Genomic DNA, 13811 nt, shown 5'->3' with positions numbered 1-13811 from the left:
AAAGGCGATCTTGCGCACGCGAACAACGCCTTACCCCGCGCGACGCGGCGCAACATTGTCATATCGAGAGGACCGGAGCAATGCACCGGCCCCCGCTCGAATTGCGCCATCGAGATTACCGCCTTCAGCCGAATGTAAAGGCGAAAGCCTGCGCACCCGGATCAAGGAAACGAATCTCGAAGGTGCGCTCGCCGATCGGCCCCTGCTGCCGGATCAGCTGATAGAGCCGCTGCCCCGTGATCGTCCCCTGGCCGTCGGCATCGGTGTCGGCGCCATGATCGGCGCCAGGCGCGCGGCCGTCGATGGTGACACGGAAACGGACCGGCTTGTCGTCTGCGCCGGGGCCGAGCACCAGATGGAGGTCGCGGGCACGGAAGCGATAGACGATGCCGCCGCCGGCCTGATCAAGGGAGGCATGTTCGCTGCCGCGCGTCCACTCACCCGACAGGCTCCATTGATTGAGCTGCGGCTGCCCCGGCTCATAACGATGGCTGGCGTCGCGCACGACGTCGCCGGGCGAGACGAAATTTTCCGCGCGCTCGTAACCGATGTAGGTTTCCGGTGAACCGACCGCGCTGAGGTCGGTGGCGGCCTCGGCCCCCGACGCCTTGACGGCGACCAAACCCGTCGACGGCACGGCGCGGCCGGCCTCGGCAAGCAGCTGCTGGATCACCCGTTCGGATTCCTCATACTCGCCTTCGCCGAAATGATGATGCCGGATGTTGCCCTTTGCATCGATGAAGTAATGCGCCGGCCAGTACATGTTGTCGAAGGCGCGCCAGATCGCATAGTCGTTGTCGACGGCCACCGGATAGGTGAGCTTCAGATCGGTGACGGCCTTTTTGACGTTGTCGATGTTCTTCTCGAAGGCAAACTCAGGCGCGTGCACGCCGATCACCACCAGGCCCTGATCCCTGTATTTCTCGGCCCAGGCCCGGACATAGGGAATCGCGCGGATGCAATTGATGCAGGAGTAGGTCCAGAAGTCGACCAGGACCACCTTGCCTCTCAACCCCTGTGCCGACAGCGGCGGCGAGTTCAGCCACTGCACCGCGCCGTCGAGCGGAGGCAATTGTCCCTCGATCGGCAGGGGTTCCGCCTGCCCCGGCACTGCCGGTTTACCCGTCATGGCCACTGGCGACGGGCGCTGAGCGTTGGCGGAGTGAAACCGGTCCAGCAGGTTCTGTTCGAGAGAGCTGGTGCTGGCGAGCGAAACCTGGGTGAGGAAGCCGGTATCGAGGCCCATTGCGATCGCCACCACAGCAGCAAGCACGGCCGCGCCGAGACCGCGGCGAACCCACGCGCCGACACCCAGCGAGCGTTTCATCGCCGCAAACACGCGGCCGCCGACAAGCAACGCCAGCGCGAGCGACGTGGCCGCGCCCGCGGCATACGCCGCCAGCAGTAGCGTGGTCTGGACGTTGGCACCCTGCAGGGCCGCTCCGGTCAGGATCAGCCCGAGCACCGGTCCGGCGCACGGCGCCCACAACAGGCCGGTCGCGACACCAAGAAGCAGCGACGGCAAGACACTCGCGCCTTGGCCAGAGCCCTGATCCGCCGATTGCGACAGCCGGCCACCGAGCGCAACAAGCGGCCGGCTCAGCCGATCGGAGATCTCCGGAAACAGCAGCGTGATGCCGAACACCGCGAGCAGCGCGATGGCGGCGAAACGGCCATACTGGTTGGCAGCCACCGCCCAGCCGCCGGCAACAGCGGCAAGCGTCGCGACGACAGCGAATGTCAGCGCCATGCCGACCAGCATCGGCAGGCCGCTGCGCATGAAGGGACGATCGGCCCGCGCAAACACGAAGGGCAGGACCGGCAGGATGCAGGGGCTGACGATGGTGAGCACGCCACCGAGATAGGCCAGCAGGAACAGAATCATGGCGACGATGGTCTCCCGAAGAACGCCGGCTGTCACGCCGCGCCAACACCTACGGTATCAGGCGTTATTTCGTTACGGAAATAACGCCCGTCACGCGCATGTGAAGGACATAGATCCGATGTTCAGGGCCGACGCCCCTGCTCCGACAGCTCGTCCGCAATCCATGCCATGAAGGCCCGTGCCGCCGGCGACGACGCCCGTTCGGACGCCGGCACCACCGCAAGACCATCGGCGAACGAAATGAAGCCGCAGGGCGCAACGAGCCTGCCTGCAGCCAGATCGTCGACCACCATGCGCCGTTCGACCAGCGCCACGCCGAGGCCGGACAGCGCGGCTTCGATGCACAGATGGGTGTGCGGAAAACTCAGCTCTTTCTTGTGGGTCACCTGAAGGCCGCTGTTGTCCTGCCACACCGTCCAGGCCCGCGAGGTGTGCTCGTGGGTAATCCGGGCCGGACATGTCAGGCGCTTGCGCTTGACCGCGGCCGGATACCGCGATGCGCACACCGGACCAAACGCCACATCGGCAATGCGGATGGCGCGCGCCTGATCGCGTTCGGGATACGACAGGCGGTCCCAGGCCAGAACCAGATCGGCGCCCTGGTGCCTGATGTCACGCGCCGATGTCATCGACAAACGCACGCGCACCTGCGGATGCCGGCGGTAGAAGCCGGGCAGATGCGGCACCAGCCAGCGCATCGCGAAGGTGGCGCTGCAGGCGACATGCACACTCGGCCCACGCGCCTCATCCAGCACCTGCTGCCATCCCTGCTCCAGCTGATCGAGCGCATGGCCAACCACCTGCAGCAGCGTTTCGCCCTGTGGATTCAGGCGCAGGCCGGTGCCGGCTTTTTCGAACAAGGGGAGACCTGCATGGTCTTGCAACGCCCGGATCTGCCGGCTGATCGCACCATGGGTGCGCCCGAGTTCGTCAGCCGCGCGGGTCACCGAGCCGAGACGCGCGGTGGCCTCGAAGGCCTTCAGGGTGGAGAGCGGCGGCAGGCGGCGGGGCATCCAAAGCTCTTTTGTGAGTATTATTCACAGATATGGCAGCCGAACTCGATATCAGGTTTCGCGCCAACAACCTAGATGTGCACCAAATCGACGTTAGGGGCCTGGCGAACGAAATCTCGCTCACCGGGGCGTCACGGCCAACTGTGCATCAAAATCACAAAATGCGATCCCCCCGCCCGCATCAAGGACTCTCACATGACCGCAATCAGAAGCATCCTCGGCAGCGAAATCCTCGACAGCCGTGGCAACCCGACCATCGAGGTCGAGGTCATCCTCGATGATGGCGCCTGCGGGTGCGCTGCCGTCCCGTCCGGCGCCTCGACCGGCGCGCACGAGGCCCACGAGCGGCGCGATGGCGGCGAGCGGTATCTTGGCAAGGGCGTGCTGGGCGCGGTCCGTGCCGTCAACACCGAGATCCGCGACGCCTTGCGCGGCATGGATGCGCTGGCGCAAAACAGCATCGACCAGACGATGATCGCGCTCGACGGCACGGCGAACAAGAGCCGCCTCGGCGCGAATGCGATCCTCGGCGTTTCGCTGGCGGTGGCGAAGGCCGCGGCCGCATCGGTGGGCTTGCCGCTGTATCGTTACCTCGGCGGTGTCAATGCGCGGCGGCTGCCGGCGGCGGGCATGAACATCATCAATGGCGGCGCCCATGCCGACAATCCGCTGGATTTCCAGGAATTCATGATCATGCCAGTCGGCGCGCCGAGTTTCGCGGAGTCCGTCAGAATGGGCGCGGAGGTGTTCCACACGCTCAAGACAGAACTGAAGCGTGCCGGCCATCAAACCAATGTCGGCGACGAAGGCGGTTTCGCCCCCAACATCAGGAACGCGCATGAGGCGATCAACCTGATCATGGAGGCCATTGCCAAGGCGGGATACACGCCGGGACGCGACATCGCCCTCGTGATCGATCCCGCATCATCCGAGTTCTTCGAAGACGGCGCCTATCACTACAGAGGCGAGAACCTGATCCGATCGGTCGAACAGCACACCCGCTACCTCATGGATATCGTCCGTCAGTACCCGGTGTGCTCGATCGAGGATCCGATGGCGGAAACCGATCACGCCGGCTGGAAACTCGTCACCGAAAAAATCGGGGCGAGCTGCCAGCTCACCGGTGACGACGTGTTCTGCACCAACACCGCCCTGCTCGACGCAGGCATTCGCGACGGCATCGCCAACTCCATCCTGGTCAAGGTCAACCAGATCGGGACGCTAACGGAATCGCTGGAGACCGTGGCGCGGGCTCACAAGGCCGGCTACACCGTGGTGATGTCGCACCGCTCCGGCGAGACGGAGGATACGACCGTTGCCGATCTCGCCGTTGCCACCAACTGCGGACAGATCAAGACGGGATCGCTGTCGCGCTCCGATCGGACCGCGAAATACAACCGGCTGATGCGGATCGAGCGCGAACTGGGCCGCGATGCGGTGTATGCGGGACGCAGCGCGTTCAACGTCGCACTGCCCTCCTGGTCGACCTGAGCGAAAGCGTCAATTGCCCCTCATCGCCGCGACGATTTTCGCACCTTCCACGGTCAGCCTGTACGTGACGAGCGGACGGCTCGATGGCTGGCGCCTCGACAGTTCCATCACCAGGCCGCGGGCCATCAGCGCTTCGAACGTCCTGTAGAATCCGAACATGCTGATTTCGTCGCAACCTCGAACCTTGAACTCTCTGAGCACATTGATTTCATAGTGCGAGAGCAGGGATTTGCCCACCCGGCAAACCAGGCTGGACCTGTTTTGCAGCCAGGCCTGATCCGGCAGAGGATGCGAAACGGCAGACATCCCGTGTCCGGACGCGCACGGAGGCTGCGGCGACGCCGCAGCCTGCAGCGCTGCAGCATTCACCGGCAGATCGTCCTGCTGCCGAAGCGCATCGATCGCCCGATCGAGCAGGCAGATGTCCCACAGACGGTTGCGATCGATGACGATCGGCTCGGGGATGATATCCTCCCTGACCAACTGCTCGAAGCGGCCCATCGTGACCCCGACATAGATTGCGGCCAACCGGCGATTCAAAAGTCGAGGCTTGCGCGACTCGTCGGACAAGGCGGGACTGGACCCGGACTGTTTCTCGCTCACGTCAAAAACCTCGAAAGACCTCGGCAGAGACCACTGTCCGCGGGGCCGGGAACGCCGCCTCGACCTGCCGGAATAAACCGCCCACCCCCGAAGGAACGGCGCCAACCTAGTGGAAATGCGGCGTTCTCAAGAGCAGAGATTTCCGGACAGGTTGCTGCCGATCCGGCAACAGGTATATCTGTCAGCGGACAAACGGGGGCAGTCGAGACGATGCGATTTCACGCGCCGGCCATTTACTATTTCGATGCGGTGCGCCGGACCGGCTCCATTCGGGCCGCGGCCCGCACCCTGAACGTCGCGTCCTCGGCCGTCAGCCGGCAGATCCTCAAGCTCGAGGAAGATATCGGGACCCCGCTGTTCGAGCGGACGGTTCGCGGGCTCAAGCTGACCTCGGTCGGCGAAATGTTCGCCCGGCATGTGATGACCGTCATCCAGGACCATGATCGCTTCCGGACGGACGTACAGTCCCTCTCCGGTACCTGGCGCGGCACGATCCGGATTGCATGCATCGAGGCTCTTGCCGGATCGCTGCTTCCCGGCGTGATCATGGCGCATCGGCAACGGGCGAAACGCGTGAACTTCATGACCCGGACCATGGGCTCCTTCGAAGTCCACGATGTGCTGGTGCGGGGCGATGCCGACATCGGCGCGGCAATCGCGCTGCGGCATAGCCCGGATCTGCGCCAGGTGGCCGTCAAGCGCTTCCGGCTCGGTGCCGTCGTCGCGGTCGACCATGCACTGGCCCGGCAGCGGACCGTGACCGTGGCGCAGTGCCTGTCATTCCCGATCATTCTGGCGCTGCCGGAACTGTCCATTCACCAGTTGCTGCAGCCTCTCATCGCACGAATTCCTCAGGCGACCGAACCGGCCATCCAGGCCAACTCGATCGACCTCATGCGCGAACTGGCTGAACGCGGCGTCGGCGTCTCGTTCCACACCCAGATCGGCCTGGAGCGGCTGTTGGAGGCGGGACGCGTGGTCTTCCTGCCGCTCGACAATGGGGGAAGCCCGGTTTGGTCCGATCTCGGTGTCTATGTCCGCTCGGAGCGGACCCTCCCCGCCTATATGGAATCGTTCCTTCAGGACCTCGTGCGGGAGCTCGGTGAACGCGAGCAGCGGGAAGCCGCCGCTTTCCAGTAGGTCATCTGCCCGCGTGCGCGGAAGACGGGCGCTCTCGGCTGCTGCCGTTTCGGCATCGAGGCGTGCAAAGCGAAGCGAGCCTCGAAGGATGAACGGCCAAGGTGTTTAATATATGGGCCTTCGTCCTTCGAGGGCCGTGCTGCGCACGGCCACCTCAGGATGACGAATCACTTCGATCGAACTTCATCTCATCGCGCTATGGCTCGCAACCAACACAACGCAAGAACGCGGGCTGGAGAGCCCGCGTTGCAATCACGTGTCGAGCGTGGACGTCTCACACGTTCAGGTTCATCCACACCGACTTCGGCTCGGTGAAGGTCTCCAGCGCCTGCGAGCCGTGTTCGCGGCCGAAGCCGGAATCGCGCGCGCCGCCCCAGGGCAGCCGCACATCGGTGTAGCCGTAGGTGTTGATCCAGACCGTGCCGGCGTTGGCCTTCTTCACGAAGCGTTGCGTGCGGCCGATGTCGCGGCTCCAGACGCCGGCGGCGAGGCTGTAGGCGGTGCCGTTGGCGATCCGCGCCGCATCGGCTTCATCCCTGAATTTGATGACGCTGACCACGGGGCCGAAGATTTCTTCCTGCGAGATCCGCATCTCGTGCGCGACATTGGCGAACACCGCCGGGCTGATGTAGTAGCCGCGATCGCCGACACGCCGGCCACCGGTGGTCAGGGTCGCGCCTTCCTTCTCGCCGATGTCGACATAGTCGAGAATGCTCTTCATCTGCTTTTCGGAGATCACCGGACCGAGCGCAGTGCCCTTGTCGGCGGTGTCGCCGATCCGCAGCGCTTCGGCCCGCGCCGTCAGCCGCTCCACGACCTCGTCATAGACGGCTTCCTGCGCCAGCACGCGGGAGCCGGCGGAGCAGACCTGGCCGGCGTTGAAGAAGATGCCTGCGGCGGCGGCCTTGGTGGCGGCGTCGAGGTTGGCATCGTCGAAGATCACGTTGGCGGACTTGCCGCCGAGCTCCAGCGACACCCGCTTGAAGTTGCCGGCAGCGCCGCGCAGGATTCCGCGGCCGACACCGGGCGAGCCGGTGAAGGTGACCTTGTCCACGTCGGGATGATTGACCAGCGCATCACCGACCACGCGCCCCGGACCCGGCACGATGTTGAGCACGCCGGGCGGCAGGCCGGCCTCCAGTGCCAGTTCACCGATACGCAGCGCGGAGAGCGAGGTCAGTTCGGCCGGCTTCATCACGATGGTGCAACCGCAGGCCAGCGCCGGCGCCAGTTTCCACATGCCAATCATCAGCGGGAAATTCCAGGGCACGATGACGGCAACAACGCCGACCGGTTCGCGCACCGTGTAGGTCAACGCGTCGGGGCGCGTGGACACCACGTCGCCGCTAATCTTGTCGGCCCAGCCCGCATAGTATGTGAGGGTGTCGATGGCCGAGGGCAGATCCTGGCGCAGCACGGCGGCGATCGGCTTGCCGGCATCGCGGCTTTCCAGTTCAGCCAGCTCATCGGCGTGCTGCTTCATCAGGTCCGCAAGCCTGAACAGGATGTGGCCGCGCTCGGCGGCGCGCATGGTGCTCCAGGGGCCCTCGAAGGCGCGGCGGGCGGCGGCGACGGCGCGATCGACATCAACCTCGTTGCCTTCCGAGATCGTCGCAATCACCTGTTCGGTGGCGGGATTGAGCGTCTTGAAGGAACGCCCGGACACCGACTCCACATGCTGGCCATCGATCAGCAGCTGCTTGTGCGGGATCGCGGCGGTGGTGGTCGTGTTATGATAGTCATATGCAATCGACATCATATTTCCTCCGGTTGTTTCGCTATCTTGTGTATTAAATATACCAGTGTAAATATGATATGATGTGCCTATGGCCGCAGAGACAGGCCCAAACATATGAAATAAAATTCATAACTCCGGGGAGCCCATGCATATCGAGATCGAGCCGGTCTGGCGCTTTCACAAGGAAGGCAGCCCGCAGACGGCTGTGGTGATGCTGGGCGTCCTCGACGACATCCGCACCACCGGGAAACTCACCAGCGCCGCCAGCCGCGCCGGCCTCTCCTACCGGCATGTCTGGAACCTGGTGGAGCAATGGTCGGAGTTTTTCGGCGTCCCGGTGGTGGAAACCAGCCGCGGCCGGGGCACCACACTGACCGCGTTCGGCGAGAAGCTGGTGTGGGCCGGACAGCGCATGCAGGCGCGGCTCGGTCCGCAGCTGGAAAACCTGGCCCAGGAACTCGCCACCGAGATCAAGCCGTTCCTGCACCAACGCCCATCGGTGATCCGCGTTCACGCCAGCCACGGCTTCGCGGTCTCAAAGCTGCGCGAACTGCTCGATCGCGAGGCCGGCTTCGCCATCGATCTTCGCTACGTCAGCAACCAGCATTCGCTGGTGTCGCTGGCACAGGGCGCCTGCGATCTCTCCGGCGTTCACCTGCCGCGCGGGCCGCTGCGGGCGCAAAGCGTCAGGGCCTGCCGGGAGTGGCTCGATCCGAAGGAAGATCGCGTCATCAATTTCGTCACCCGCGAGATGGGCTTGATGGTGAAGCGCGGCAACCCGCTGCGGATCACCTCACCGAAAGACCTCGCCAATAACCGGGTGCGTTTCGTCAACCGCGATCATGATTCCGGGACGCGGCTGCTGTTCGATCAGTTGCTCGTCCTCCACCGCGTCGACGAGAGCAAGATCAACGGCGCGCAGCAGATCGAATTCACCCATGCAGCGGTCGCGGCCTATGTCGCCAGCGGCATGGCGGATGCTGCGTTCGGCGTCGAGGCGGCGGCCCGGCAATTCGGGCTCGATTTCGTGCGGCTGCTGACCGAGGATTATTTTTTCGTTTGCCGCCGCAGTTTCCTCGATGCGGCGCCGATGCAGCGGGTGCTCGACGTGATGAAGAGCCGCGAATTTCACGCTGAAGTGGCCAGCCTGCCCGGCTATGTCGCCACCGACACCGGCATGGTCAGCACGGTGAAGGAGTTTCTGGAGAGCGTGAACGCCGACCCGGCGTGATCGCCTGACGGCGATCGTCAGTCAGCCGGGATGAAACGGAGTGTGCCTGCTCGAAGCGTTGGCCTGCCGGTGTCGTTCGTATGATTGACGCCATCCATGACAGGTACCTCGGAGAAATCAAATGGGCTTACCCCGTCCAGGCAAGCCACGTTGACGGCATACAGGTTCTGGTCAGACCGTCGCTGATGATGTGTGTATATTCCGCAGCGAGAACAAAAGAAGTGCTGTGCCGACCCGGTATGGAAGCGGTAGCTCGTCAGCACATCCTCGCCCTGCACGATCTCGATCCCACCCATTTCCGCCATGACAACGACGGCGCCGCGCATTCGGCAGTACGAGCAAGTGCAGCGGCGGATCGAATTGAAGCCGTCGATGAGCGTCGCCTCGAAACGCACCGCACCGCAATGGCACTGGCCAGTCCGAATGTTCATGTCGCCTGCCATGTTGCCGGTACCTCCTGTTCAGATCACTCTGCGCCAATACGAACGTATCTCTAGAACTGGAATTGGAACCGGACAATCCATCAAAAACTCGCGCATCATGCGAGAAAAACTCACGCGAAAGCCCGATGCAAAGCTCAACGGTGCAAAAGGCCCGGCATGCGCGCTTGCTCAACAGACGAACTGTGCACGGACGGAGACGGCATCGCCACGCCGCAGATTTCTGCTGTCACATTGGCGATGCAATACAGCGCGATGTGGAACCGGTACGTGGCGGTTCGTGGCCTGCGCTTAAGTCGACGGATTTTCAAACCGCCGGCAATCAGGGGCCGCATGTTGCTTGCGACCACCCGTTGCCGGTGCTGGTTTGAAGAGTATTCCAGAAGGCGGGAAGTTTGAAACCGCCCTCCGACCTTCACAAAGCTGCGCTCAGACGGCGAGCTTCGACAGCGTGCTCAGACGGCGTTCTTAAACGGCGTCTTTGGCAACCTTCAGCGGCTTTGCCTTGACGGTCTTGCTGGCCGGCTTGGCCGGGAATTCCATCGGTTCCTTGGTGAAGGGATTGATGCCCGTGCGCGCTTCCGTCGCCGGCTTTTTCACGACCGAGAGTTTTGCGAAGCCGGGAACGGTGAACTCACCGGAGTCGTTCAATTCTTTATAACCAACCGTCGCCAGGTGCTCGATGACGGCTTTCACGTCACTCTTCGCCACCTGGCTCGATTCTGAAATCGCTTCAATCAATTGGGTCTTATTCATCGGCATTGAGGGTCCTTTCGATTCGAACATGAGGTACTAGCGCCCAGAAGGGGTTAGAGGAAGCCGCGATTGGGCAAAATCCGCCTATTTCCGGCGAATTCCACCGCGCAGATGCCCCAAAAGACGGTATTTGACTGCCCCTCAGCAGAATCCCGCGACCTGGTGCGGCTCGTAGGGCGCCTCCAGCGCCGCGATCTCCTCGGCGGTCAGTTTCAGCGCCGTGGCTGCCACCGCATCGGTCAGATGATGCGGCTTGGACGCCCCCACGATCGGCGCGGTGACGCCATCCTGCTGCAGAACCCAGGCCAGCGCCACCTGCGCCCGGGGCACGCCGCGGGCCTTGGCGACCGCGGCCACCTGCTCGACGATCCGGCGATCGGACTCCAGTGACTTCTCATAGAGCTTCTTGCCGAACGCATCGGTCTCCTGGCGCTCGCTGGTTTCGTTCCAGTCGCGCGTCAGCCGCCCGCGCGCCAGCGGACTCCACGGAATGACGCCGACGCCCTGATCGGCGCACAGCGGCAGCATCTCGCGCTCCTCCTCGCGGTAGAGCAGGCTGAGATGATTCTGCATGCTGACGAACTCGACCCAGCCATTGAGCCGCGAGGTGTAGAGCGCCTTGGCGAACTGCCAAGCGTGCATCGAGGATCCGCCGATGTAGAGCGCCTTGCCGGCCTTCACCACGTCGTGCAGCGCCTCCATGGTTTCCTCGATCGGTGTCTGATAATCCCAGCGATGGATCTGATAGAGATCGACATAATCGGTGCCCAGCCGCTTCAGGCTGGCGTCGATCTCGGCGAAGATCGCCTTGCGCGACAGGCCTGCGGCGTTCGGTCCGGGCCGCATGCTGTTGAACACCTTGGTGGCGAGAACGATCTCCTCGCGCCGCGCGAAATCCTTGATGGCGCGGCCCACGATTTCTTCCGATGTGCCGTCGGAATAGACGTTGGCGGTGTCGAGAAAATTGATGCCGAGCTCGATCGCCTGCCGGATCAGCGGACGGCTCGCCTCCTCGTTCAGTGTCCAGCTATGGCTGCCGCGTCCGGCATCGCCGAAGGTCATGCATCCCAACGAAATGCGCGAGACGCCAAGGCCGGTCGCGCCGAGCTTCACATAATCCATGGTGTGTCTCCCCGATATCATTGACTGATGTCGTCGTGAACTGATGGCTGCTGACTCGGATCGTCAAGACGAAGGGCCCCATTCGGGACCCTTCCCTTGCGACGAGCCGCAATTGCCGTCTCAGGCGGTCTTGATCCAGACCGCCTTGACGTTGAGATACTCCTCGACATGCTGGATGCCGGACTCGCGACCGTAGCCGCTCATCTTGTAGCCGCCGAACGGAACCGCCGGGTCCATCGCCTGGTAGCAATTGACCCACACCGAACCGGCGCGAATGGCCTTGGCGAACTTGTGCGCCTTGCTGACGTCGCGGGTCCACACGCCGCTGCCGAGACCGAAATTGGTCGCGTTTGCCCGCTTCACCAGTTCGTCCGGATCCTTGAACGAGATCGCAGAGATAACCGGCCCGAAGATTTCCTCCTGCGCAATCCGCATGTCGTCATTGACGTTGGCGAACACGGTGGGCGGAACGAAATAGCCCTTGCCCAATCCGCCCTCGGTCAACCGCTCACCGCCAGCCAGGGCGCTGGCGCCCTCCTTGCGGCCGATATCAAAATAACCGGTGACGCGCTCAAGCTGCTGCTCGGACACCAGGGGCCCGATCTGGGTTTCGGGATCAAGGCCGTTGCCAACGCGAAGACTTTTGCCGAAGTCGGCGACCTTGGCGACGAACTCGTCATAGATGCGCTCTTCGACAAACAGCCGCGTGCCGGCGCTGCAGATCTGGCCGGAGTTGGCGAACACCGCCATCGCAGCCCCGGGAACGGCGGCATCGATATCCGCATCCGCAAACACGATGTCCGGCGACTTGCCGCCAAGTTCGAGCGACACCCTCTTGAGGTTGCCGGCGGACCAGGCTGTGTGAGAACTGCGGCAGGGAGAGGCAGGTGGGAAACTGGAGAGGTTAGGGCCGGCTCAAGCCTGTAGCGGGCGTAATCGCTGCAGTAGGGGGAGGACGCCGAGGGCGTTGATCGTGCGCTTGAGGTTGTAGCTCAACACGCCAAGTGCCAGTTCGGCTTTTGCCTTCTTCAGTCCGCGCAGCAGGAACCGGGGGAGACCCATCAGCCATTTCATCGTGCCGAACGGATGTTCGGCGGTCTCCCGCCGCAGCTTCATCCATGTAGGATCGGCGACCGCGCGCCGGTGCATGGCCTCGCGAGCGTCCTCATGGAAGCCGCGCACAACGACCCGGCGTTTTCCACTGGTGCATTGCGGCTTCAGCGCGCAGCCGCGGCAAGCCGCGGTCCAGTATTGATAGTTGCGGTTGGCACGCGAACGTCGGCGCCGCGTCAACATCTCTCCGGCCGGACAGCGCCAACTGTCGGTCTCGCCATCATAGGCGAAGCGCTCGCGGCTGAAGTATTGCTTACCCGCAGGATTGACCGTCTCGGCGTGCGGCACGACAGCCGTGATCCCGTCTTGCTCGCACAGAGCCCCGTGCTCGCCATTCGAATAGCCGACATCGGCGACCACCGTCAGCTCCTCGACGCCAAGGGCCTGCTTGCCCTGCATCGCCATCGGATGAAGCTGCTGATGGTCATTGCCTTCGTTGGTCAGTTCAAAGGCGGCAATCAGATGATGTTTCCCGTCCACCGCAATCTGTGCGTTATAGGCGACCTTGTGCCCCTGCGGGGTACGCATCAGTTTGGCCTCAGGCTCCGTCACCACCAACTGCTTGAGCCCGCTCGCCGCCAATTGCTGGGCCCGAGCCTGCAGCTCGACCTGCCGAGCTTTCAGCGCTTCGATCGCTCCTCTCACGTCGGCCGGCGCCTTTGCCACTGCCGGCTCTTCCCGGTCAGCGGCGTCCATCTCCGCCAGATAGTCCTCAATCTTGCGCTCGATCGCAGCGTTCATCTTCTCAAGCTTCTGCGCAGTGATCACCTGCTTGCGGCTGGCCACCGCCGCAATCTTCGTTCCGTCGATCGCCAGAAATTCGGCACCAAACAAGGCCTGCTCGCGGCAAAAGCCAATGAAAGCCCGGCACACTCCGGCAATCGCCCGCGCATGATCCTTGCGGAAGTCGGCGATCGTCTTGAACGAGGGCGTCAGCCGGTTCAGCAGCCACATCACCTGGATATTGCGGCAGGCTTCCGCTTCCAGCCGTCGGCTCGACCGGACGCGGTTCAAGTAGCCGTAAACATAAAGCTTCAGCAGATCCCCCGGCGCGTAGGGCGGCCGGCCCGTCTCTTCCGCCATCACCTTCGTGAACCCTTGCGCCGCAAGATCCAGCGTATCCACAAAGACATCAACCACCCGCACAGGGTCGTCGGCCGCAACAACCTCATCCAGAACTTCAGGAAAAAGCGCCGTTTGATAGCGCGATTGTCCGCTGACGTGCCCCATCCCAGCCCCGAATCAATTTGGCTCTCGCATAGTTCAGCACATCTGGGTT

General features: G+C 63.3%; 11 protein-coding genes and 1 pseudogene. 3 read left to right on the top strand and 9 right to left on the bottom strand.

The features are described from left to right. Positions 1-124: 124 nt before the first annotated feature. Positions 125-1885 carry a cytochrome c biogenesis protein DipZ gene (locus tag RS897_RS24365; RefSeq protein ID WP_315838729.1) on the bottom strand — a complete coding sequence of 587 codons (1761 nt, stop codon included), beginning with the start codon at positions 1883-1885 and terminating at the stop codon, positions 125-127. Between the two features lie 122 nt (positions 1886-2007). Then, on the bottom strand, positions 2008-2898 hold the full coding sequence (locus RS897_RS24360; protein ID WP_315831277.1) for a LysR substrate-binding domain-containing protein: 891 nt from the start codon (positions 2896-2898) through the stop codon (positions 2008-2010). Between the two features lie 195 nt (positions 2899-3093). On the opposite strand from RS897_RS24360, the gene eno reads away from it, so the two are divergent. Beyond that, positions 3094-4389, top strand: a complete 1296-nt coding sequence (eno, locus tag RS897_RS24355) for a phosphopyruvate hydratase (RefSeq protein ID WP_315831276.1) — start codon at positions 3094-3096, stop codon at positions 4387-4389. A 9-nt stretch (positions 4390-4398) separates the two neighbouring features. On the opposite strand, the gene RS897_RS24350 is transcribed toward eno, so the two are convergent. Next, positions 4399-4992, bottom strand: a complete 594-nt coding sequence (locus RS897_RS24350; RefSeq protein WP_315831275.1) for a hypothetical protein — start codon at positions 4990-4992, stop codon at positions 4399-4401. A gap of 210 nt (positions 4993-5202) precedes the next feature. Between RS897_RS24350 and RS897_RS24345 the strand changes: the two genes are divergently transcribed. After that, a complete protein-coding gene (locus tag RS897_RS24345) occupies positions 5203-6132 on the top strand; it encodes a LysR family transcriptional regulator (RefSeq protein WP_315831274.1) in 930 nt (309 codons plus the stop codon). 274 nt (positions 6133-6406) lie between these two features. On the opposite strand, the gene RS897_RS24340 is transcribed toward RS897_RS24345, so the two are convergent. Then, the gene (locus RS897_RS24340) at positions 6407-7888 is read right to left on the bottom strand and encodes an aldehyde dehydrogenase family protein (RefSeq protein ID WP_315838728.1); all 1482 of its coding nucleotides are present in this window, start codon (positions 7886-7888) and stop codon (positions 6407-6409) included. Positions 7889-8015: 127 nt separating this feature from the next. On the opposite strand from RS897_RS24340, the gene RS897_RS24335 reads away from it, so the two are divergent. Beyond that, on the top strand, positions 8016-9101 hold the full coding sequence (locus RS897_RS24335) for a substrate-binding domain-containing protein (RefSeq protein WP_315831273.1): 1086 nt from the start codon (positions 8016-8018) through the stop codon (positions 9099-9101). 17 nt (positions 9102-9118) lie between these two features. Here RS897_RS24335 and RS897_RS24330 read toward each other — a convergent pair whose 3' ends face one another. From RS897_RS24330 to RS897_RS24310, 5 genes and pseudogenes are all read right to left on the bottom strand, one after another. After that, positions 9119-9544 carry a GFA family protein gene (locus RS897_RS24330; protein ID WP_315831272.1) on the bottom strand — a complete coding sequence of 142 codons (426 nt, stop codon included), beginning with the start codon at positions 9542-9544 and terminating at the stop codon, positions 9119-9121. Positions 9545-10009: 465 nt separating this feature from the next. Then, positions 10010-10297: an HU family DNA-binding protein gene (locus RS897_RS24325; protein WP_315838727.1), complete on the bottom strand. Its 288-nt coding sequence runs from the start codon at positions 10295-10297 to the stop codon at positions 10010-10012. Between the two features lie 141 nt (positions 10298-10438). Further along, a complete protein-coding gene (locus RS897_RS24320) occupies positions 10439-11419 on the bottom strand; it encodes an aldo/keto reductase (RefSeq protein ID WP_315831271.1) in 981 nt (326 codons plus the stop codon). A 120-nt stretch (positions 11420-11539) separates the two neighbouring features. Then, a pseudogene (locus RS897_RS24315) lies at positions 11540-12271 on the bottom strand (aldehyde dehydrogenase family protein); the annotation flags it as partial. Between the two features lie 63 nt (positions 12272-12334). Next, positions 12335-13762, bottom strand: coding sequence for an IS1182 family transposase (locus RS897_RS24310; protein ID WP_315831270.1), 1428 nt, complete (start codon positions 13760-13762; stop codon positions 12335-12337). Between the last annotated feature and the right edge of the window lie 49 nt (positions 13763-13811).

It is taken from the genome of Bradyrhizobium prioriisuperbiae, from assembly GCF_032397745.1.
Classification (GTDB): Bacteria; Pseudomonadota; Alphaproteobacteria; order Rhizobiales; family Xanthobacteraceae; genus Bradyrhizobium_A; species Bradyrhizobium_A prioriisuperbiae.
This window is presented reverse-complemented; position numbering and strand designations above follow the sequence as displayed.